Here is a 22,520-nt window from a genome sequence, read left to right as displayed (position 1 = left end):
TTTTATAATATTAAACTAATTTAATTTTCCGATGTTGGTATAGAAAAAATATTGCAAAGCATGTGCAATAATCGCTGTACTATCGTCGGTAAACTCCTGTTTATTTTTGTATCGTTGTTTCTTGTAGCTTTGGATGGTCAGGCCCAGTTTACAATAAGAGAATCTTTTGGAGGAAGTTCTGTCATCTCCAATAACCTTATTTTAGGAGGAAACGCCAAATTAACTGCCGCCACAGGTGAAGATCCTGAAGGCCTGGGCTGGTTACGGCTTACGGAAGATTCAACCAATAAGCTCGGCTATTGTTACGCGAATACCTCTTTCCCCTCTAATCTTGGTGTACTGGTAGAATTTGAATACATGGTATATTCTACCAATGCCAGTACTGTTGATGCAGATGGATTTTCCGTATTTCTTTTTGATGCTAACTATGGACCGGGCACCTTTGCCTTAGGCCAGGATGGCGGCGCATTAGGATACGGTGAAGTGGATGGAATCGCAAGGCCAACCGGCTGGACACTGGGCCCCGGACTTACTGGTGGTTATGTCGGATTAGGCATTGACGAATTTGGCAACTTCTCAGAAAAACAAACGCAATACGATAATTCCGCTCCCGGCATACGTGCACAAAGTATTTCTTTGCGTGGCCCTGTATCCGGACATACCGTCTATCTTGCAGGTACAGGTGTAAACCTCGGCGGTACACCGCTTGCCGGACAAAAAATAAGCTATGGTACCCCTTCCGCTACCCGGCCTTCGCAAGCTGTTTACTATAGAAAAGTCCAGGTAGTAATAGAACATAATGGTGCCAACTATGAGATTTCTGCCTATATGCAGATGTCTGAAACTGGTGTAATGACCAAAGTATTTGGCCCGGTTACGCTTACATCTCCGCCACCAGCCAACCTCAAAGTTGGCTTCGCGGCAACCACGGGCCTGTATACCGCCCGCCACGAAGTGAAAAACCTGCTGGTAACAACACCTGGTGCTGTCCGCGTGGAGAAAAGCGGACCTGCTTCCATTATTAACAATGGTAGTATGAATTATGAGGTGGATGTCTACAACGATAATATTAATCCGTTAACGGGCATCCCTGTGACGGATACTCTACCTGCCGGACTACAGGTTAGTAATGTCAGCTTCCGGAATAATGGCTATACCGGAAATTCCTATGATGGTGCCGGCTCAATTTCCAGCCAGGTATTTGCTGGCGGAAAAGTAAATCTCCAGGCCGCAAGCCGTGGTACATTTGTGTTTACGGGGAAATACACCGTTACCGACAGTCTGCCGCATATACTCAAAAATGTCTCATATGCCAAAGCTCCTTCCGGCTTTACTGACCCAGACCCCAGCAATGATACGGCTATTATCTATACGTATCGGCAGCCTGCAATTAGTGGAAATAATGTTACTGTATGTAGTAGTGTACCTGTAGGTTTAAACCTGCAAACAATGGCTGGCGCCAATGTCAGCTGGACAGTCACCACTACCGGTAATATTACCGGTGCTGCCAATGGCAGCGCCACCGCCGACGGAACCGGCAAACTGGCGTTTAACCCGGTATTGACAAATACTGGTACCGCCACAGCCACCGCAACATATGTATTCACACCTTCCTACACATACACCTCACCAAAAGATGGGACGCCGGTACCCATTACAGGCAATCCTGTAACCGTGGTGGTTACACTCAATCCTGCACCTAAGGTGACTGTTCCTTCAGATATCAGCGCCTGTGCCGGCGCAACAATACCTGCTATCACCCTGGGTAGTAATATCAATGGTTCCGACTTCAGCTGGACAAACTCCAACCCCATAAACATACTACTGCCGGCCACCGGTACCGGTGCCACCATCCCGGCTTTTACAGTACAGAATAATAATGGCGCCGCTGTAACAGGAAAAATCATTGTGACGGCTATGGCCAATGGCTGCGCAGGAAAAGATTCTTTTAATATCACCATAAACCCTAAACCGGCACCGGCGTTTACATTGAATAATAACTCACAGTGCCTGACCGGTAATTCCTTTGTATTCACCAATACAACTACCGGTACAGGTAATACTTATCTGTGGGACTTCGGCGACGGCACTACCAGCACCACCGCCTCTCCAACACATAGCTATACCAGCTACGGGTCCTACAGCGTGAAACTCAAAGTGACCAATGCAAGCGGTTGTACCGATTCAGTTACGCGTACCGCCGTAGTGTATCATACTCCCGAAGTCGCTTTCATTTATTCTGTAATATCTACCAATAATAACAGTACTTTCTCCTTTACAGATCAGTCTGTAGTAATACCTGCCACAGGGGCTACCTGGTTCTGGACTTTTGGCGACGGTACTACCAGTAGTCAGCAAAATCCAACGCATACCTACTCACAGGCAGGCACCTACACTGTTACGCTGTCCATTACCACCGCCAATGGTTGTACTGCTATCTATTCCACCACCGTTACTGTCAGCATAGATCCGTTTGTTGTTCCTGGCTTTACCATCAACAATAAAGAACAATGTCTGACAGATAATAATTTCATCTTTACCAATACCACCACCACAACAGGTGGAGTTACAATAACCAGTTATGCATGGAATTTTGGAGATGGAGGCACATCCGCCGCTACCAGTCCTTCACATACTTATGCAGCGCCTGGTATTTATACGGTTACACTCACTGTGACCACCAGTACGGGGCATACGGATGTGGTAACACAGTCTGTAGAAGTAAATCCGATACCTACAGTTAATAAGCCGGCAGATCAGGTACTATGCAACAACACTGCTACTACCGCCATTAACTTCACCGGTAGTAATGCCGGTACTGTTTTCAACTGGACCAACAACAATCCTGCTATAGGACTGGCTGCTTCCGGCACAGGTAACATACCGGCATTTACCGCAGTAAACACAGGTGCCACCAACCAGGTAGCCACTATAACGATAACACCTGTACGTGATGGCTGTACCGGTACCGCACAAACGATGACCATCACGGTAATACCAACACCAACAGTTACTACCAGCGGTAACCAGGTAGTTTGTGCCGGTCAGGCTACTGCGGTTGTCACCTTTGGCAGCAATGTTGCCGGCACCACGTTCGCCTGGATGAACGATAATACCAGCATAGGTTTGCCTGCCTCCGGAACAGGGAATATTCCTTCGTTTACAGGCATCAATATGACTGCATTGCCGGTTATCGCCAACATCAGCGTAACACCGGCTGCCAATGGTTGCACCGGCATTACCGCCGCGGCAACTATCACTGTAAATCCAACACCGGCACTAAATAACTCTCTTACACCGACACCTGTTTGTGATAATTCTGTATTCAGCTATGTACCTACCAGCGCTACACCAGGTGCCACTTTTACGTGGTCGCGCCCTGCTGTTGCAGGTATTTCAAACCCTGCAGCTTCCGGAACGGGTAACCCGCAGGAAACATTGCATAATACGACTACAGGAAATGTAACGGTACCTTATACATTTGTCGTTACTGCAAATGGTTGTAGTAATACCCAGATCGTCAACCTGGTCGTAAAACCTACGCCAACACTCAGTTCTCCACTCACGCCGGCAGATGTATGCAGTGGTATGCCTTTCCTCTATGAACCAGGATCAGCAACGCCCGGCGCATCCTTTACCTGGGCAAGGGCAGTGGTGCCTGGTATCAGTAATCCTGCCGCATCAGGAACGGGAAGTGTGAATGAAACCCTTGTGAATACAACTACCGCGCCTGTAACAGTTTACTATAATTATAGCATCAACGCGAATGGTTGTATGAGTGCCGCTAATGTTGCGGTGAAAGTAAAACCAACACCAGCGCTAAGCTCCTCACTCAGCCCTGATCCTATTTGTACCGGCGCACCTTTCGTATATACCCCGGAAAGCGAGATTCAGGGTACCACCTTTGCCTGGAGCAGAGCTGTAGTAACCGGTATCAGCAACCCGGCAGCTACTGGAACCAACAGAATAAATGAAACACTTCATGTAACCGATGGCGCGGTGCATACAGTACCTTATGTGTATACACTCAGTGCTGGTGGCTGTTCCAATGAAAACACAGTAAACGCTACCGTATATCCATTGCCGGTAGCAGGATTCACTGTAAATAATCCACTCCAGTGTCTGGATATCAATAGCTTTGTATTTACCAATACTTCTACCAGCCAAACCAGTAATCCTACCTATTCATGGGATTTTGGCGATGGTAATACTTCTACTGCAGTAAACCCGACGCATGTCTATGCTGCAACCGGTATATATACTGTTACGCTTACCATCACCGGTGGCATAGGCTGCCAGGCTACTACTTCACAGACGGTGAATGTAGTACCTCCGCCAGTTGCTTCTTTTGTTTATAAAGAAGTATCGCCGGCTGCATTTGATCAGATCCAGTTTACCAATACTTCCAGAAGTCTTGTCGGGTTTACACTGTCCTATCATTGGGATTTTGGCGATGGTAATACCGCTACGGATATTTCCCCGCTACATCAGTATAGCGCACAGGGAACCTATACGGTAACACTGACAGCTACCTCGCCGACAGGATGTGCTGCTGTATTTACTACTGTCGTTAAAATCGAATCTAACGTACAGGTAAATGCAGGAATGAACATTAATAACGAAGTACAATGCTTTAGTGTAAATAATTTTGTATTCACAGATGCTTCCGTAGTGGGCCGTAGCGGAGGGTTTATCACTGGTTTTTACTGGGACTTCGGTGATGGCGCTAGCTCCACCCTGCAGAATCCGGTACATGTTTATGGCGCACCCGGATTGTATACTGTAACACATGCTGTAATCACCTCGTTTGGCTATACCGATACCATCAGGGTTACCGTAGAAGTAGTGGAAAATCCGGTACTCATACAAGAACCCAATAAAACTGTTTGTGCCGGCCAACCGGTGGGAGACCAGAACTATCGTGCACGTTCAGGTTATGCTTTGTCTGTCAGCTGGACCAATAACCATCCTGAAATCGGCCTGCCTGCTTCCGGTACCGGACCTATCCCATCGTTTATCGCCCAGAATAATACTACCGCACCAATCGTGGCTACTATCACCGTAATCGCAACAGATAACGGCTGTAACAGCGCACCAATGATTTATACAATTACCGTTAATCCGGTACCTGATGTAAATGCTGTTAACGATCAGACCATCTGTGCAGGTACCAGCTCCACACCGGTGACCTTTACAGGAAGTATACCGGGAACTGTATTTAACTGGACAAATAATAATACCGCCATTGGCTTAGGAGCCAGCGGCACCGGAAGTATCCCTGCATTCACTGCTGTTGCTACGTCCTTATCTGCCGTGGTGACAGTTACTCCTACTGCCTTTGGCTGTACCGGCACAGCGCAGCAATTCAGGTTCAGGGCACTGCCTACTCCAGTACTTACCAGTACTTCCAATCCTGATGCAATATGCAGTGGCGCACCTTTCACTTATATTCCTACCAGCAATGTTGCTACAGCTACATTCAGCTGGACAAGGGCCGCTGTTCCCGGCATCAGTAACCCGGCAAATGCTGGCACCGATTCTGTGGAAGAAACACTGATCAATACGACCAATGCACCTGTAACTGTTACCTATATCTACCAGGTTACCTCTCCTGGCTGTGGTGTAAACAGTGCAACGGTTCAGGTAGTGGTGAAACCACTGCCACAGCTTTCCAGCACTACCACACCACCGGATATCTGTAACAATACTGTATTCAGCTATAACCCGACATCCAATGTGGCGGGGGCTACATTTACCTGGAGCAGAAATGCCAGCACTTCCCTGAGCAATCCTGCTGCCAGCGGCTCCGGCAACCCGAACGAAACACTGGTAAATATCTCAACTGACCTTGCCAGGGCGATCTACTCCTTCACGGTCAATGCAGCCGGATGTTTCAATAGTCAGAACGTAGTCGTGATCGTTGCTCCTTCTGTACAGCTGACAAGTAGCGCTACGCCACCACCTGTATGCTCCGGCGCTCCTTTTAGCTATAGTGTCAGAACAAACGCACCGGGCGCTACCACCACCTGGACAAGAGCCGCTGTCACAGGTATTACCCCGGCTACCGGCACCGGTACCGGTAATATCAGTGAAACACTGACCAATACCACCACTAACCCAATCAATGTCGTGTATACCTATACATTTACCTACCTGGGATGTACCTCTACCCAAAACGTAACAGTAACGGTAAGCCCGGCACCGCAAATCAATACCATTCCTCCAAACGTGGAAGTTTGTGCAGGCCAGACAGTGCCGCCTGTTTTGCTCAATTCAAGGGTGTCTGGCAGCCAGTTTACCTGGACAAATGACAACGTTAATATTGGTCTCGGCGCCTCTGGCGAAGGAAATATCCCGGCATTTGTAGCAACAGATGAATTCGGAACTCCTATCATAGGCACTGTTGCAATTAATGCTGTCTCTCCGGGAGGTTGTACATTACCTGCTCCAATTACATACACAGTAACCGTTCATCCAACTCCTTCAGGTGTTATCACTACTCCCGGCGGAACTTCCTTCTGTGCAGGAAACAGTGTACCACTGATTGCCAAAGGCGGAGATACCTACCAGTGGTACCGTAACGGAACCGCTATCGCCGGCGCAACCAGTGCTACTTACCTGGCTACGACAGATGGTGTATATACTGTCAGCATCTATACAAATTTCGGCTGTAATGTAATTCAGGCAGGAAGTATACAGGTAACCAGTACAACGAAGCCTGTAGCCGGGTTTACCGTTTACCCTACCTGTGAAAATATGCCGGTGATGTTTACCAATCAATCACAGGTAACCGGAACGGTCAGCTACAGCTGGACAGACAACATCGGTAATACATCCTCCGCATTATCTCCGATGTTCGTTTATCCTGCAGGCAGCTATAGTATGCAGCTCACTGTAACACCACAAAACTGTCCGATACTGGCAAGCAGTATTACCAAAACCTTTGATGTGGAAACCCCTGTTCCGGGCATGCGCCTGCCACAGGTAAATACTACCGCCAATAACCCGGTACAACTGAACGCAAGAAACATCGGCGCCGGCACCACCTACGCCTGGTTGCCTGTCACCGGACTCGATAACGCCACCATCATGACCCCAATGGCTACACTCACTGCCGATCAGCAATACCTGATCAATATGACAACCACCAACGGCTGTGTAACCACTGATACCATGCTGGTGAGAGTTCGGGGTAATGATATCATCTTCATACCTAATACGGTGACACCTAACGGAGACGGTAAAAATGATAAGTTCGTGATCGTAGGACTGGAAAAATATCCCGGATCCCCAATTTATATCTACAACAGATGGGGCAATCAGGTATACCAGAATAAAAACTATGATAACAGCTGGACAGGTGATGGCCTCAATGAAGGAACATACTATTACATACTCAAATTACGCCTGCCTTCAGGTGATACCAAAGATTACAAAGGCTGGATAGAATTACTCAGATAACTGCACACGATCAAAAGAAAAGCCCTCTCTGTTGTGTAGAGAGGGCTTTGTTATTTTACAGAGAGATATTATTTGGATAATTGCTGCAACAGCTTCTCTGCCACGGCATCCGAAGAAGCAGGATTCTGGCCGGTAATCAGCAGGCCGTCCTGTACGGAAAATGACTGCCAGTCGGGCCCTTTTTCATAGATACCACCCACTGCCTTCAGTCCGTCCTCCAGCAGGAATGGAACCACAGAAACCAGTCCTACAGCGGCTTCCTCGCTGTTGCTGAAGCCGGTAACCTTTTTGCCCCTGACAAATGGCTCACCATTGGCAGCCTTTACATTTTTTAAGGCAGCCGGCGCGTGGCATACAAAAGCAACCGGTTTGTTATGTCCGGAAAAATCGCTGATGAGTTTTGCAGAGGTGGCGTCATTGGCAAGGTCCCACATCGGGCCATGACCGCCAGGATAGAATACAGCGTCGTAATCGCTTTGATTTACTGTCGACAGTAACACGGTATGCGACAGTTTTTCCTGCGTAGCTGCGTCACCGTAATATCTTTTTGTAGCAGGCGTCTGTGCGTCAGGCTCCGTGCTTTTCGGATCGATAGGCGCCTGGCCGCCTTTAGGGGAGGCAATGGTGATCTCAACGCCTTTATCTGTCAGGTAATAATAGGGCGCGGCAAATTCTTCTATCCAGATGCCGGTTTTCTTGCCGGTATTGCCAAGATCGCTATGGGAGGTAACTACGAACAGTACCTTTTTTGAGTGCTTATTATTGTTGCTCATTTGTGAAAAACCTTTAATTGCTGAGAGAATAAGTATTGTATTTAACAGCAGCTTACTGATGAAGTTCATTCGTTCAATTTTATTTCTCCTCAAAGTTCAGGCAACTTTTCACAGCAGCACTTGACACAGATCACATTTTCCGCGTGATACAGCTCACATTTCTTTGGAACGGCCGTATAATCGGCTCAGCGTTTCCCTGCTCACGCCCAGGAAGGCCGCCAGGTCATGTTTGGGAACCCGCTGTATCAGGGCAGGGTATTGTTGCAGCAACTGTTCGTAGCGGTCTTTGGCATTGTTGGTGAGCATAGACAGGATCCGCTGCTGCAGTCCTATATACCCGTGCTGGTTTTTGATGCGGAAGAAATGCTCCATCTTATGCATCGCTGCACAGAGCTGGTCTTTATCAGCTTTTGTAATACACAGCACTTCAGTAGGCTCCACTGCTTCCAGGAATACACGTGCGGGAACGCCGGTATACAAGGCCAGATAGTCGGTGGTCCACCAGTCTTCCATGGCAAACTGCAGGATATGCTGCTTCTCTTCTTCGTCCAGTACATAGGCTTTCAGTACCCCGGAAACAACGAAATATTCATAGCTGACGTTGTCGCCTTCCTGTAAAAGGAGCTGCTTTTTGGGTACACGCCGTAACTTGAAAAACTGCATGACATAGTCATATTCAGCATCGGTCAGACTAATCAGCTTTTCAAAATGGTCTCTTAATATCTTCATAAATCCCTGGCTATTGATGCGACAATAAAGGTATTGTATTTCGGCCGTACCCGTCTGCCGGGATAAACCTTCCCCAACAATCTTTGTTTATCATATGCAGACATCATATTGATCATCTTACAATAAAAAAATATGAGCGACAACAGGAAGGCCTGGCCTATACTAAATTATAATGAATGGAAAGATACCCTGGCAACGGTGCATCTGTGGACGCAGATCGTAGGGAAGATACGGCTCCGGAAAATGCCCTGGCTCAATCATTCCTGGCATGTTACGCTGTATATCACCCCTAATGGGTTGTCTACCGGTAGTGTACCTTATCAGCACGGTATCTTCCAGATAGATTTTAATTTTATCCGGCATGAGCTGGTTATCGATACCAGCGAAGGAGGGAGGGAAACTATGAAGCTGGAACCGCGTTCTGTCGCTGATTTTTACAGAGAGATATTTGAGAAGATAGATAAACTGCAGATAGATGTGGCGATTTTTCCCATGCCCAGCGAAATCCCTGATGCAGTACCGTTTCCGGTAGATGTAACCCATCACACCTATAATGAAACCCAGATGCTGGCCTGCTGGCAGGCAATGGTGAAGATTTACAACGTTTTTGTACGCTTCCGGTCCAGGTTTACCGGTAAGGTGAGTCCGGTACATTTCTTCTGGGGTGCCTTCGACCTGGCCGTTACCCGCTTTTCCGGCCGTACAGCGCCTGTGCACCAGGGAGAAGCACCGAATATGCCTGCTGCCGTCATGCAGGAGGCATATTCAAAAGAGGTGAGTTCCTGTGGCTTCTGGCCCGGCAGCGACCAATATCCCCAGGCGGCCTTTTATTCTTATGCCTATCCGCCGCCGGAATCCTTTGCTACTCAACCGGTAAGGCCCAAAGATGCTTTTTACAGCCCCGAAATGGGAGAGTTCCTGCTCAATTATGACGTGGTGCAGCAGTCTGCCGATCCTGAAGGGGCGCTGACCGAATTCCTGGAATCTACCTACGAAGCGGCCGCCAATAGTGCCCGCTGGGATCGCCATGATCTTGAATGCGACCTGTCTTCCTACGAACACAAGTACGGCTGCTTCCGCGATTCCTGAAAAAATAATATTCTTTTTTTGGGAGATGACTTATTTATATCTACATTTACGTAACTAGTTACGCAATTGTTTACGTAAAATATATTCAAATGAACTTCTTCGATCAGGTAGGAAAAATGGCGATAGGCAGCAGGCTGAGATTTTTGACGGAACAGATCACCGCAGATGCGGAGCAGATTTATGTTTTATTCGGGGTGGCGCTGCAACCTAAATGGTTTCCGGTGTTTTATGTGCTCACACAGCATGAATCGGCTGCCATTACTGAAATAGCAAAGGAAATAGGCCATTCGCACGTTTCTGTCAGTAAGATTGTCAGGGAGATGATAAAGAAAGGCCTGATTAAAGAGCAGAAAGATAACGCCGATGGCCGCAAAACGGTGGTGAGCCTGACGCCGGAAGGCAGGGAAGTGGCTACCCGCCTGCAAGACCAGCTCCGCGATGTAGATACGGCCATCGAAGAGCTGCAGTCACAGACACAACACGACCTGTGGCGCGCCATAGGAGAGTGGGAATACCTGCTGGGACAAAAATCACTGCTACGTCGGGTGCAGGAGCAAAAGAAGCTGCGTGAAAGCAGTGGCGTACAGATCGTAGATTATAAACCCGAATACAACGCCGCATTCCGGGCATTGAATGAAGAGTGGATCAGCACTTATTTCAAAATGGAAGCGGCAGACTATAAAGCGCTGGATGATCCGGAAGGTTATATCCTGGCCAAAGGCGGGCATATCCTGGTGGCATTGCTGGATGGTAAGCCGATGGGTGTCTGTGCCCTCATCAAAATGGATGATCCGGACTATCAGTATGAGCTGGCAAAAATGGCGGTATCGCCGGAAGCCAGAGGGAAAAATTTAGGCTGGCTGCTGGGCAGTGCCATCGCCAATAAAGCCCGCGAATTGGGGGCCAGGGCTATTTACCTGGAAAGTAATACCATCCTGAAACCAGCTATCAGCCTGTATGAAAAGCTGGGCTTCCGCAAGGTAGGAGGAAGGCCAACGCCATACGAACGCGCCAATATTCAAATGGAACTGGTACTCTGATAACTTCGTATACACATCGCCGTTATAGCATCAAAAATGAATATTGGGCGAAAGCCCCCGCGCGCAGCGCGGAACCCCATCAACCGATACCGGAGGTACCGGTTGTAAATTCAACATTAGTCAAAATATTTTGGTCAGATCACGTGCAGGTTATTATCGATATTACTTATAATACACCCGCTTTCAGCAGTTTAGGGAATAACATGGATAGTTGCCACAGGAGAGAAGATAAGGATGCTCCTGTGGCGATGATGGCAAGTTGTCTGGTAGCACACTTTTTTTAATCTGCGGGTATTTCTTATTTGCAGATAAGAAAAATTATCTTACTTTGATGCCAGTAGTGACCGTAATAACAACCGAAATCTATTCCCTATAATATCGTGCATACCATGCCAGGATCGATAGTGAATATACTTGACGAAAAGGATTTATGGATTCGATTCAAATCTGGAGATAAATCAGCCTTCACGCAGATTTATCGGGGCCATACTGCGTTATTGCTTCAATACGGTATTCGTTTTTGTGATGACCAGGAAAAGCTGAAAGACCTTATTCATGACCTCTTTATTGAACTCTGGAATACCAGGAACCAGTTGTCTGATACAGACAATATCCGTTTTTATCTCTGCAAAAGTCTGAAGTACAAACTGATACGTGCCAACTATAATTACCGCAATGCTGCCGGTAAAATTCACCAGTACGCACAAACGCTGGAATCAGCAGGGAATGAGCTGACCGCGGAAGACCGTATCATTGATGCAGAAATAACCGGTTCCCGCGCCGATCTGCTGGACAAGGCCATACGCCGGCTTTCCCGAAGGCAGCAGGAAATTATTACCCTCCGCTTTTATATGAACTTCACCAATGCTGAAATTGCTGATATTATGCAGATGAAATACCAGTCTGTCAGCAATTTACTCTACAGCGCCCTTACCCGTATTAAAGAAACCCTTGAGTCGTCCGGGTTTGCTACGCGACTGCTGGAGACCTTCCATCTTTTTTTATAGTCCGGAAAAAAAGTTTAAAATTTTTGAGTATAAAAATAAAGTTGTTGTCATATACCTGTAGACGGCCACTTTAACGCCGTGCATAATTCACGTTGCATGAAGAATTTTGACGATGCCATCTGGAAATTTCTGCAGGATGACAGCTTTATTAAATGGGTAACAGCTCCCGATACGCACACCAGCCAGTATTGGAATCACTGGCAGGAGCAACATCCGGAGCAGCAGCAACAGCTGCTGGATGCCCGTGCTATCGCTGAACAGCTGCACCTGCATACCGCGGAAATTATTCCCGCAGGTATGGAAGCCGATATTCATCGTCGTATCGAAATGTCAATGGAAGCAAATGATTCACGGCCTGTCATTCCATTATCCCCCGTTATAGGAAAGCGTTATGCTTACCGCATTGCCGCCGCAGCCGCACTATTGCTGATAATTTCTGCTACTTTCCTCCTCCTCCACAGTAGCAGCAACAGCAAAAAAGGGCTGGCTGCGGCGGAAAATGATCCGCTGATCATCAGAACAAATACCGGTATGGCCAGTACCACTGCCTACCTGACCGATGGCTCCATGGTAATGCTCCAGACCGGCGCCAGTATCCGTCACCATAACTTTCTCCAAAATAAAACCAGGGAAGTATTTCTGCAGGGAGAGGCTTTCTTTGATGTAGCGAAAGACACTAAACATCCCTTCATCGTATTTACAGATGATATCGCCATTAAAGTGCTGGGTACCAGCTTTAATATCAGGAAGGATAATACCGGTAAAACAGTAGTTACCGTCGTCTCCGGAAAAGTAGCCGTATGCCCGAAGGCCGATACCGCCAGCAGCTATGTCGTTACTGCCAACCACCAACTCAGCTTTGATCCGAAAAATATTGCGTTCCACCGCGAACAACCCGTTACCGGCAACCTGAAATCATTCAATATTACCAACGATTCTACTTTTATCTTTGACGAAACACACGTCCTGGAAGTATTTGCCAGCCTGGAAAAAGCCTATCGCATTAAAATCCACGTAGATGAAAAAACTTATGCGAACGCTAAAATCTCCAGCAATCTTGCCAATCAATCTTTTGAACACAAACTGGACATCATCTGCGCTGGTATCAGTGCCACTTATACTATTACTGATGGAGAAGTATTTATCTCCCAGCCAAACAACAACTGATAATTAATAAGGAAATTAATCAACTACTCGTATTTATTAACCAAAATCAAGTAAAACGATTTATCAATGACGATTACCTGAGAATTCCATCTTAAAAAAAAGTGGCGATGCGCTAACACCGCCACCATTATTGGTTCCCTGTGAAGTATGGTCCACTTCACATAGGGCATGTTTTGCTCAATTAACGCTAATTAATCACTACAAAACATTCTGAAGTTATGCACAAATTTGCAAACTCCAACCGCTATGTCATATTTTTTATGAGGGTTGCACTGTTACAAATATCATTGCTGCTATGCTTTATCACCTGTGCCTTCGCCGATGGCGTGCGCGCCCAGGAGATCCTGAACACGCGGCTGTCCCTTAATCTGCCTCCGACAGAACTGAAAGGAGTGCTGAAGAAAATTACGGAAAAAACTTCCGTCAACTTTACTTATTCCAATACCACGCTTACCACCCATCAGCGGGTGGAACTGGTTGCCAGAGAGGAAAGACTGGGCGATGTACTGGAACGTATCCTGACGCCACTACACCTGACCTATGAAGTCATCAATGAACAGATAGTACTCAAGAAAGCGCGCAATCTCACCATTAACATGGACGCGATGGACGCCTTTCGCAAAAAGATTGCCGGGAAGGTTCAGGGAACCGACGGCTCCGCATTACCCGGCGTTACAGTGGTAGTGGCAGGTACCTCCAAAGGTACCACCACGGATGTTAATGGTAATTTTGAACTGGATGCGAAAGAAGGGGATGTGCTGGTGTTTACATTCGTGGGGTTTACATCCCAACGTATAACCGTAGGCGCCAATGCTAACCTGAGCATTACCCTGACCACTTCTGCCACTTCCCTCGATGGTGTTGCTGTAACGGCTTTGGGTATCAAAAGAAGTATACGTACACTGGGCTTTTCCCAGGAAGAAGTAAAAGGTACTGAACTGGCAAGGTCCAACGCACCGAACGTTATCAATGCACTGAGCGGTAAAATGGCCGGTGTAAACGTTACTACGCCAAACGGCGTAGATGGTGGAAGTACCCGCATCATCATCGGCGGAAACAACACGATTCAGCAGGATAACCAACCGCTTATCATCGTGGATGGTATGCCGCTGGCAAACGATGTGCCCAGTGCATACGATGTGCATTCGAATCCTGCCGGCAGCGCGCTCTTCTCCGGAGATAACGCAGATGCAAAAAATCCCAGCGCTCCTAAAGACTATGGTAGCCCGATCAATATGATCAACCCGGAGGATATTGAAACTATGACGGTGCTCAAAGGCCCTACTGCCGCAGCTTTGTACGGTGGTAAAGGCGCCAATGGCGTTATCCTCATCACTACTAAAAAAGGAGTGAAACGCAATGGCCTCGGCGTCGATTATACTTTTGGCTATAAAACTGTACAGCCTTACCGCTTCGTGAAATTGCAGAATGAATACGGCGCCGGTGGTATGACCAGCCTGAATGCACCTGATTATCCAAGGGATGCTGATGGCACACCGCTGCTGACAGATGGCTGGAATGGCTTGTTTGTAGACCCAAAAACAGGTACCGGCCCTTACGGTGTAGATACCTGGAACCAGGTAGGATGGGCAGGCTCTGGTCTTTCATGGGGGCCTAAAATGGATGGCACTAAAATCAAATGGTGGGATGGTACCATGCAGGCCAATACCCCGCAGCCGGATAATATAAAACTGCTGTTTGGCAACGGACAGCAATCAACGCATAACGTAGCCTTCAGCGGTGGTAATGAATGGGGTTCAATCCGTGGATCATTTACCCACCTGGATAATACCTCTATTCTCCCTAACAGTGGCTATAACCGTAATACCTTTAACCTGGGTACCAACATGCGCCTTTCAAAAAAGGTGACTGTACAGATTACCTCCTCCTATATCATCAACAGCTACCATAATCCACCGCAATTAGGTAACAATGATGGCAGCTCCTGGCAGAAAAGGCTGATCTATAACGCCGGCAGAAACTATAAAGGAGAAGATATCGGGGTATATAAAAATGATGATGGTTCACAGAACTCCCTCAGCGGTTTCCCTTGGGTAGGTAATGGCGGATATACGGTATGGAATCTCTTCCAGAATAATACCTCCTACGATAAACGCAAACTCCTGAGCTCCATCCAGCTGAACTATGAGGCAACATCCTTCCTGGACATCATGCTGCGCGGTGGCCTCGATAATAATACCAATGAGCTAACCACCAAAAACACCCCTACCGATGCCATTGGCCTCAAAGGTTATTATGGTCATGGTATGGAGCGTGATAATGCCAGCAATATGGACTTCATTGCCACGTTGCATAAAGACAAGCTGTTTAACACTGACTTCAACGCTAAATTTTCTGTGGGTGGTACCGCCTACAGAAGAGATATGTACGGCACATTCGGTTACAACGATAACTGGGCCATTCCTTTTGTATATTCGCTGAACACCGGTACCTACCTGGATAATCCACACCCGGTAACGGAAGGTATGCTGCAGAAACGTATGAATTCTTTATACAGTTTCCTCAACCTCTCTTATAAAAACTATCTCTTCCTGGATGTCACCGCACGTAACGACTGGTCTTCCGCATTGCCTAAAGGTGAGTGGTCTTATTTCTACCCGTCTGCTGCCGGCAGCTTCGTGTTTTCTGATCTGCTGAAAACAAACCCACATGTCCTGAGCTTTGGTAAACTGCGCCTGGCTTATGCGCAAGGTGCGGTAGATCCTCCTGCTTACCAGGTGAATTACAATTACAAGGTGTTCACTTCCGGCGGACAAACAGCTATTCAGCTGCCAGGATCATTACCGGCACTGAACTTCAAACCTGCGATCAATACTACTATAGATATGGGGCTGGTACTGGGTTTCCTCGACAACAGGATCAACCTCGATCTCCGCTACTACAAAGGAAAATCTGTTAACCAGATCCTCAATTCTCCATTGCCGGTGAGTAGTGGGGTGAATGCTATCATCGTTAACAGCGGTGAACTGGAAAACTCTGGCTTTGAAGTGATCCTGAATGCTAAAGTGATCAGCCAGAAAAACTTTAAATGGGATGTGGGTGTAAATCTCGCACATAACAATAACAAACTGATCGCCTTATCTGAAGGTGCTGACCGTGTAATCATGGGTAGTGCATGGAATGATAATGGTAGTCACGGACCACTGGTAGCCGCTAAGGTAGGTGACCAGCTGGGAACTATTTATGGCTATGATTTCAAAAGGGATGCACAGGGACGCCGCTTACTGGCAGATGCGCCATATGGCCACCCTGAAATGAAAGGAACTATTTATGAAGCCACAGACGACCTCGTTCGCATTGGTAACGCAACACCTAAACTGACCGGCGGTATCACCAATACCTTCACCCTGCCTAAAGGCTTCTCTGTAAGCACACTGGTAGATTTCAAAATAGGTGGTGATGTATGGTCTGGTACCTATGCTACTATCATGCAGCAGGGGCAGGCACTCGAAACCCTGAAGGAAAGAGATGGAGGCGGACTCCCGTACACTACCCCTGACGGAACCAAAACCAATTGGGGGGTTATCCTGCCAGGCGCCTACGCGGATGGAAAGGTGAACGACCAGGTAGTGCACTACTACTATAAATACATGCCTTACGGCGTTTGGAGCAGCACCGACATCGGTGGAGGTGCAAAAGGCAGCGACTGGATCAACTCTACTTCCGTATTTGAAAATACCTGGGTGAAAATGAGAGAGATCTCTATCAACTATCAGGTGCCGGATAATATTGTTAAACGTACCCGCGTATTCCAGTCTGCGAATATCTCCCTCGTAGGAAGAGACTTGTTCTACCTCTATACCAAACTTCCTGATAATATCAATCCGGAAGGAATGAATGGCGTTGGCAACGTGCAGGGACTGGAATTTATGTCGCTCCCAAGTACACGCTCATTTGGTTTCCAGGTAAGGGTTTCATTCTAACAAGTGTTGTTCATTCTTAAATGTGATCTCATGAAATTTTCAAATAAAATCTGGTTATATATTTCAGGCGCCGCCATGATGCTTGGAGCATGTTCAAAAGATTTCCAGCAAATAAATACCACGCCGTTTTTGCCGGTAACGGCGGCTACGGGGCCTTTGGTCAATGGTGTGATCAGCACGATGTTCCTGCTGGGCCAGGAGCAGGCCGCTGTTCATAATGAATGGTATTACCCGGCCACCCAGCTGGGTTCCATCGCAGGAAGCTCCGGCTACCTGGTGCAAAATGGCGCAAACGATATCTGGGCAGATTATTATAACACGCTGCAGAACCTCAACGTTATTCAGGACCAGATCAATGCCTACAGCGGGGATAAGGAAGAAATGAATAATATTCAGGCCATCGTTTATGTGCTGCGTGCCTACAAAACTTTCCGTGTTACCGACCAGTTCGGCGATATGCCTTACTTCAATGCCGGGAAATCCTACAGCAACAATGCAGCTTTCTTCCGCCCGGTATACGATGGCCAGGAAAAAATTTATGATAGCCTGCTGGTAAACCTGAAATGGGCATCTGAACACATTAAAACCGGTAATGCCGTAACCGCTGCCGGCAAACCTTATGCTTCCCTCGGCGCCAGCGAAACCTTCTTCAATAATAATATGCTGCTGTGGCAGAAGTTCGCCAACTCATTGCTGTTACGTCAGGCAATGCAGATGGTGGAAAAAGCCCCTGCTACGGCAACACCGTACCTTCAGTATGCGTTGAGCGGTGTGCCACTGGTAGAAGATGGTGAAGATGTAGGAATGTCGCCGGTTAAGATGGTGAAGGTACTGACTGATAGCCGCTTCTGGGCCTTTACTTCTCATAAGTTCCTGCGTGTGAGTACCACCGTTTGGAATATGATGGCTACCAACACTACAACGGCTGGCATTTTTGATCCAAGGGCATTACTTTTCTTCGAAACAAACCAGGCCGGCAAATGGGCGCCACTGGGGCCCGGAGCAGGTACCGATCCCAGCAATCCCTATACGGATAAAAGAGATGCTGACATTTCCAACAAGGATAATTGTATCTATTCCCCTTTTAATTACTACCTGGTAAGGGATATTAATTACCAGCCGGAGGTAATGCTCTCTGCTGCAGAAGTGCACTTCCTGAAGGCAGAAGCCAATGCCCGCGGATTAGGCGTTACCAAAAATATGACGACCGCCGGCACAGAATATACCGCTGGTATTAAATCTTCCGTAAACTTCTGGTATAATATCGCGCATAATACCAACGTAACCAATGATAACTGGGCTGCAGTAGCGCCGCCCAATCCTACAGATTCGGCCATGAATGTACTGCTGACGAATCCTAAAGTCGCCTTTACGGGTACAGATGACCAGCTGCTGGATAAAATCTACGCACAGGAATGGCTCAGCTATTTCCGTCAGCCCTGGCTGGCATACAACCTGATGCGCCGCACCGGTCGTACGCCACGCGACGGTAATCCGTCTCAGTACGTCAACTTCAACAGATTGCAATATCCTCAGACTGAATCTATTGATAATGAAGCCAACTATAAAACACAGGTGGCTGCCATGGGAGGAAATTCCGCTACCGTTAAGGTATGGTGGATGAAATAATAGACAGTGAGCAGATTCCTGATTGATACACAAAGCAAAACCCCTCCGGACCTGGAGGGGTTTGCTGTTTATGATCTATGATAGGACACTTACTCTTGTTCTGTTTTAGCTTTCTGTTTTTCTTCTTTACGTTCCTGGCGTTCTTTATACTTTTCTTTTGCCATCTCCCGTCTTTCTGCCTTGTTAGCTTCATATTTCTTATACTGATCATCTGTCAGTATCTTTTTGAGCTCACCATCTCTTTCTGCACTCAGCGCCTTCATCTTTTCACCTTTCTCTGGTTTGCTGAGGCTATTGTCTTTGCGGATTCCACCCATCTTTTCAGAGAATGATTTATTAATGTCGTAGACTTTACTGTATTGGTCATCGTTGAGAGATAACCTGCTTTTCATGGAGTCGGTCATTACTTTCACATAGTCAGGCTTATTTTGGGCGAATACATGATTGCCCGGTAGCAGAAGCCATGTCAGCAGTAATACCGGCACTAAAAATAACTTCTTCATGGCCGATAGTTTAATTTTTAAACACCGGGTAGAAAGTAATTGTTCAACAAACACAACGGCTTCCTGGTACCAGGAAGCCGTCGTAGTAAGGTCTTTAGTAAAATATTTTATTGAAGCACCAATATGCCACTGGCTGTATACCGGTATTCTTTCAACGGTTCAGTAATGGCATCGATCTCTGCCTGTGTTTTTTTAGCATCTTCGGCATAGTGGCGCTGTTCGGCAACAGAAGTAACATGCTGATAGGCTTCACCATCCAGCACAATTGTCTTGCCTTTTATGTCTAATGGTACGAAAAAGCCATAATTTTTCATCTTCACAAATGCGGTGGTACTGTCGTTTACCTGTAGCTTCATCCAGCAGCCTTTTTTCGGACATACATCCAATACCTTTGCCTGGATTTTTACAGCCAGTTTGCCGGTATCATTTTTCAGTAATCCGGGTAACCGGGATGCATCAACAGCTCCTGTTGCGGTTGTACCTGCACCATACCTGGTATTTGGATTGGCAGGACCTTTCGGAGGTTGGGCCACTGCAAGCGTCACAACCAGCAGCAATGCCAGGAGGGATATCATACTCTTTAGCATAAGTTATATAGGTTTGCAGCAAGATAAATAAAAAGCGGGAAACCAGCAGTTTACCAGCTGCTGATTTCCCGCTTTTTATTGGTAGCCGTTGTTAGTTGGTGCTAACTGGGGCGGCTACACGCTGAGGTTTGCGGATTTCTACTTTTCCACCGTATTTTAATACAGGAACCATTTTAGCCAGCTCCACTGCCTGTTCGTCGCTCTCAGCCTCCATATTGATAAAGCTGACTACACGTAGTGCATCCACCAATTCTTCCTGTGTTACACTTTGGTCGCTGCCACTGATAACTATTCCCGGTTGTGGCACCGGATTACCATACAGGTAATGGTTGTTCGCTTTCCATTCCTCCGTTACCTTTTCCCAGCCTGCACGGATGTCTAGAATGTCTTCGTGGGTTACCTGCTTAGGATTTACGCTTACGATAAATATATACTCTTTCATGGGACTATTGTTTTTGGGTGTGATGAATATAATTGTTGTGCCTACAGGTTTTTATATTAGAAACAATTAGTGACTAACAGGAGCGGCTACACGCTGTGGCTTGCGGATTTCTACTTTTCCTCCGTATTTTAATAATGGAACCATTTTAGCCAGTTCCACTGCCTGCTCGTCGCTCTCAGCCTCCATATTGATAAAGCTCACTACACGCAGGGCATCTGCCAGCTCTTCCTGTGCAACACTTTTGTTGCTGCCACTGACTACTACGCCCGGTTGTGGCACTGGATTTCCATACAGATAATGGTTGTTCGCTTTCCATTCCTGCGTTACTTTGTCCCAGTCTGCATGGATGTTTTTAATGTCTTCCTGGGTAAGCTTCTTAGGGTTTACGCTTACGATAAATACATACTCTTTCATGGTGCCATTGTTTTTCGGGTGAGCGGGAGACTGTTGGATTTGTTGCGCCTGTAGCGGGTTTTCTATTGCCAGGGCTGCAAAAAATATGACCATACTAATTATCACTGTTTTCATATAATTGTTATTTACAGTGTAAAATTAGGAAGGCAGGGCAGGGGAGAATTGTAAAAATTCATTTTTTTACCAATGACGCTCCGTGCGGAAGAAGTCGTGCGGGGCCAGACCGGTAAGTTGCTTGAAGTCTTTGGTGAAGTGTGCCTGGTCAAAATAACCAGATTCATAGGCCAGTGAGGTCAGGGATTTGGCCGGATCATAGGCGGAGATAATATGGCGTAGCCGTACTATTGCTGCAAACTGCTTGGGAGAAGTACCAACGGCCTGCCTGAATTTTTTCTCAAAGGGGTCTCTGCTGACGTATAAATCTTTCACCAGGTCGGTGATACGTATGTTACCTTTTCCAGCGGTAATGGCAGCAACGGCCTGCTGTACCATCCCAAAGTTGCTGATGGGCTGCAGTAACCCGGATAGCCAGTCTTCTATTATTTTTATCCGGGAAGATGCCCCAATGGTTTCCTGTAACTGTTCGCTGACATCACGTAATTCCTGCTGCGGTAATAACTCATGAAGACCCAGCATAAAACCATTCAGTTCATGCATGGGCGTGCGGAAGAATGCTGCGGCAGCGCCCTCTCTGAAGGCTACCAGCAACATACTGGTATGCTGCTGATAGGCGACTTCCTGCGCCGTTTTCCTGATACCGGCAATGCCAATATTCGATACACTGCGGGAGTCACCGTCACGGTTATGTCTGACATCTCCCGATAATTTGAAGCTAAGCGTAATACTGGTATCCGGCAATACATGGTTAACCACTCCTTCTTCACTGTTGATGATGAAGTAGTGTTTTATATATGGTTGTAATAATAAACCAGGAGAAAAATACTGTATGTCCATCGTCAGGTATTACTATATAAAGATATACATTATTTCAGGTTAATTCGCTGCAATGATTCCTGGCTTTAATGTATCATTTTTTTAGTGAAACAAGCCGGCCTTGTGGAAATGCGCCGGTGGATGCACAATGCCCCGGACCAATGCTTTCCATTGTATTTTGGAAAGCCCCGCCATAGCGCCGATACCCGTAATGAAATCGCGCACTTTGTCCAACACCCGCCTGGACTTTATATTCGGTTTTTCATTCCTGCCGTAGATGGCTGCACCAATGGTGTTACCCACTTTTGTTATTACAAAGGAACTGGTCACATCTTTTTCAAAGAAGTGCGCCGCTTGCGGTCCCGCATTTTCAGGGGCACGGTAAGGGCTGACTTTCAAGCCAAAATAGGCCAGCTCCTTATTGGCGTCAGCACCTCCTTCAATATGTTCGATCTTGACCCAGTCAAAGCCTTTGCCTGCTTTATTTCCCGGGCCGGGAATATTTATTCGGATACTATCGCCTTCCTGGGCCTCTCTTTCAACAATGCGGCCATTGGCTGCTACCAGCTGAAACCTTGCGCTCAGGTCACCACTGATTTTATGCCAGTTGTTGATGTCCAGTAAGCGGTGGCGCGCCATATCGTATAAGTCCTGCGCCTCTTTTGCATTGGCAGCGGTAATGCTGCGCATGGTATTGGACTGCCCACCTGCGGACTGATCAGGTACCAGCCCCGGAATGAAGATGTTTGTCCTGTGCATAGTTCCGTTTTTATTACAGCGCCAATAATAATGCCGGTACTGA

15 protein-coding genes are annotated in these 22,520 nt (G+C 47.1%); 7 read left to right on the top strand and 8 right to left on the bottom strand.

Going from position 1 to position 22,520, the window contains the following annotated elements:
* Positions 1–60: 60 nt before the first annotated feature.
* Positions 61–7,461, top strand: a complete 7,401-nt coding sequence (locus tag F3J22_RS23220) for a PKD domain-containing protein (protein ID WP_167020311.1) — start codon at positions 61–63, stop codon at positions 7,459–7,461.
* Between the two features lie 68 nt (positions 7,462–7,529).
* Here F3J22_RS23220 and F3J22_RS23215 read toward each other — a convergent pair whose 3' ends face one another.
* Both F3J22_RS23215 and F3J22_RS23210 read right to left on the bottom strand, forming a co-directional pair.
* Complete coding sequence (locus F3J22_RS23215) at positions 7,530–8,234, bottom strand: type 1 glutamine amidotransferase domain-containing protein (RefSeq protein ID WP_205195541.1); 705 nt, start codon at positions 8,232–8,234, stop codon at positions 7,530–7,532.
* A 153-nt stretch (positions 8,235–8,387) separates the two neighbouring features.
* Complete coding sequence (locus F3J22_RS23210; protein ID WP_167020309.1) at positions 8,388–8,963, bottom strand: Crp/Fnr family transcriptional regulator; 576 nt, start codon at positions 8,961–8,963, stop codon at positions 8,388–8,390.
* A gap of 132 nt (positions 8,964–9,095) precedes the next feature.
* Between F3J22_RS23210 and F3J22_RS23205 the strand changes: the two genes are divergently transcribed.
* The 6 genes from F3J22_RS23205 to F3J22_RS23180 all read left to right on the top strand — a co-directional run bounded on the left by F3J22_RS23205 (position 9,096) and on the right by F3J22_RS23180 (position 18,839).
* Positions 9,096–10,052 carry a DUF5996 family protein gene (locus F3J22_RS23205; RefSeq protein WP_167020308.1) on the top strand — a complete coding sequence of 319 codons (957 nt, stop codon included), beginning with the start codon at positions 9,096–9,098 and terminating at the stop codon, positions 10,050–10,052.
* Positions 10,053–10,141: 89 nt separating this feature from the next.
* The gene (locus F3J22_RS23200; protein WP_167020307.1) at positions 10,142–11,092 is read left to right on the top strand and encodes a helix-turn-helix domain-containing GNAT family N-acetyltransferase; all 951 of its coding nucleotides are present in this window, start codon (positions 10,142–10,144) and stop codon (positions 11,090–11,092) included.
* Positions 11,093–11,481: 389 nt separating this feature from the next.
* Complete coding sequence (locus F3J22_RS23195) at positions 11,482–12,099, top strand: RNA polymerase sigma factor (RefSeq protein WP_167020306.1); 618 nt, start codon at positions 11,482–11,484, stop codon at positions 12,097–12,099.
* Between the two features lie 96 nt (positions 12,100–12,195).
* A complete protein-coding gene (locus F3J22_RS23190) occupies positions 12,196–13,266 on the top strand; it encodes a FecR family protein (protein WP_167020305.1) in 1,071 nt (356 codons plus the stop codon).
* Positions 13,267–13,484: 218 nt separating this feature from the next.
* Complete coding sequence (locus F3J22_RS23185) at positions 13,485–17,210, top strand: SusC/RagA family TonB-linked outer membrane protein (protein WP_167020304.1); 3,726 nt, start codon at positions 13,485–13,487, stop codon at positions 17,208–17,210.
* A 30-nt stretch (positions 17,211–17,240) separates the two neighbouring features.
* A complete protein-coding gene (locus F3J22_RS23180) occupies positions 17,241–18,839 on the top strand; it encodes a SusD/RagB family nutrient-binding outer membrane lipoprotein (protein ID WP_167020303.1) in 1,599 nt (532 codons plus the stop codon).
* Positions 18,840–18,928: 89 nt separating this feature from the next.
* Here F3J22_RS23180 and F3J22_RS23175 read toward each other — a convergent pair whose 3' ends face one another.
* The 6 genes from F3J22_RS23175 to F3J22_RS23150 all read right to left on the bottom strand — a co-directional run bounded on the left by F3J22_RS23175 (position 18,929) and on the right by F3J22_RS23150 (position 22,477).
* Complete coding sequence (locus F3J22_RS23175) at positions 18,929–19,342, bottom strand: hypothetical protein (RefSeq protein WP_167020302.1); 414 nt, start codon at positions 19,340–19,342, stop codon at positions 18,929–18,931.
* A gap of 107 nt (positions 19,343–19,449) precedes the next feature.
* Positions 19,450–19,929 (bottom strand): DUF4920 domain-containing protein, encoded by a 480-nt coding sequence (locus F3J22_RS23170; RefSeq protein ID WP_167020301.1) that lies wholly within the window; start codon positions 19,927–19,929, stop codon positions 19,450–19,452.
* A gap of 91 nt (positions 19,930–20,020) precedes the next feature.
* On the bottom strand, positions 20,021–20,371 hold the full coding sequence (locus F3J22_RS23165; RefSeq protein ID WP_167020300.1) for a hypothetical protein: 351 nt from the start codon (positions 20,369–20,371) through the stop codon (positions 20,021–20,023).
* A 66-nt stretch (positions 20,372–20,437) separates the two neighbouring features.
* Complete coding sequence (locus tag F3J22_RS23160; RefSeq protein ID WP_167020299.1) at positions 20,438–20,899, bottom strand: hypothetical protein; 462 nt, start codon at positions 20,897–20,899, stop codon at positions 20,438–20,440.
* A gap of 66 nt (positions 20,900–20,965) precedes the next feature.
* On the bottom strand, positions 20,966–21,739 hold the full coding sequence (locus F3J22_RS23155; RefSeq protein ID WP_167020298.1) for a helix-turn-helix transcriptional regulator: 774 nt from the start codon (positions 21,737–21,739) through the stop codon (positions 20,966–20,968).
* 81 nt (positions 21,740–21,820) lie between these two features.
* Positions 21,821–22,477 (bottom strand): hypothetical protein, encoded by a 657-nt coding sequence (locus F3J22_RS23150; RefSeq protein WP_167020297.1) that lies wholly within the window; start codon positions 22,475–22,477, stop codon positions 21,821–21,823.
* Between the last annotated feature and the right edge of the window lie 43 nt (positions 22,478–22,520).

The organism is Chitinophaga sp. Cy-1792 (assembly GCF_011752935.1).
GTDB lineage: Bacteria > Bacteroidota > Bacteroidia > Chitinophagales > Chitinophagaceae > Chitinophaga.
Note: the sequence above shows the minus strand (reverse complement) of the source record. Positions and strands in the feature narration are given on the sequence as shown.

Excerpts from the sequence above, each read along its gene's own strand:
- F3J22_RS23220 (WP_167020311.1), top strand. The coding sequence starts at position 61 with ATGTGCAATAATCGCTGTACTATCGTCGGTAAACTCCTGTTTATTTTT.
- F3J22_RS23215 (WP_205195541.1), bottom strand. The coding sequence starts at position 8,234 with ATGAGCAACAATAATAAGCACTCAAAAAAGGTACTGTTCGTAGTTACC.
- F3J22_RS23210 (WP_167020309.1), bottom strand. The coding sequence starts at position 8,963 with ATGAAGATATTAAGAGACCATTTTGAAAAGCTGATTAGTCTGACCGAT.
- F3J22_RS23205 (WP_167020308.1), top strand. The coding sequence starts at position 9,096 with ATGAGCGACAACAGGAAGGCCTGGCCTATACTAAATTATAATGAATGG.
- F3J22_RS23200 (WP_167020307.1), top strand. The coding sequence starts at position 10,142 with ATGAACTTCTTCGATCAGGTAGGAAAAATGGCGATAGGCAGCAGGCTG.
- F3J22_RS23195 (WP_167020306.1), top strand. The coding sequence starts at position 11,482 with ATGCCAGGATCGATAGTGAATATACTTGACGAAAAGGATTTATGGATT.
- F3J22_RS23190 (WP_167020305.1), top strand. The coding sequence starts at position 12,196 with ATGAAGAATTTTGACGATGCCATCTGGAAATTTCTGCAGGATGACAGC.
- F3J22_RS23185 (WP_167020304.1), top strand. The coding sequence starts at position 13,485 with ATGCACAAATTTGCAAACTCCAACCGCTATGTCATATTTTTTATGAGG.
- F3J22_RS23180 (WP_167020303.1), top strand. The coding sequence starts at position 17,241 with ATGAAATTTTCAAATAAAATCTGGTTATATATTTCAGGCGCCGCCATG.
- F3J22_RS23175 (WP_167020302.1), bottom strand. The coding sequence starts at position 19,342 with ATGAAGAAGTTATTTTTAGTGCCGGTATTACTGCTGACATGGCTTCTG.
- F3J22_RS23170 (WP_167020301.1), bottom strand. The coding sequence starts at position 19,929 with ATGCTAAAGAGTATGATATCCCTCCTGGCATTGCTGCTGGTTGTGACG.
- F3J22_RS23165 (WP_167020300.1), bottom strand. The coding sequence starts at position 20,371 with ATGAAAGAGTATATATTTATCGTAAGCGTAAATCCTAAGCAGGTAACC.
- F3J22_RS23160 (WP_167020299.1), bottom strand. The coding sequence starts at position 20,899 with ATGAAAACAGTGATAATTAGTATGGTCATATTTTTTGCAGCCCTGGCA.
- F3J22_RS23155 (WP_167020298.1), bottom strand. The coding sequence starts at position 21,739 with ATGGACATACAGTATTTTTCTCCTGGTTTATTATTACAACCATATATA.
- F3J22_RS23150 (WP_167020297.1), bottom strand. The coding sequence starts at position 22,477 with ATGCACAGGACAAACATCTTCATTCCGGGGCTGGTACCTGATCAGTCC.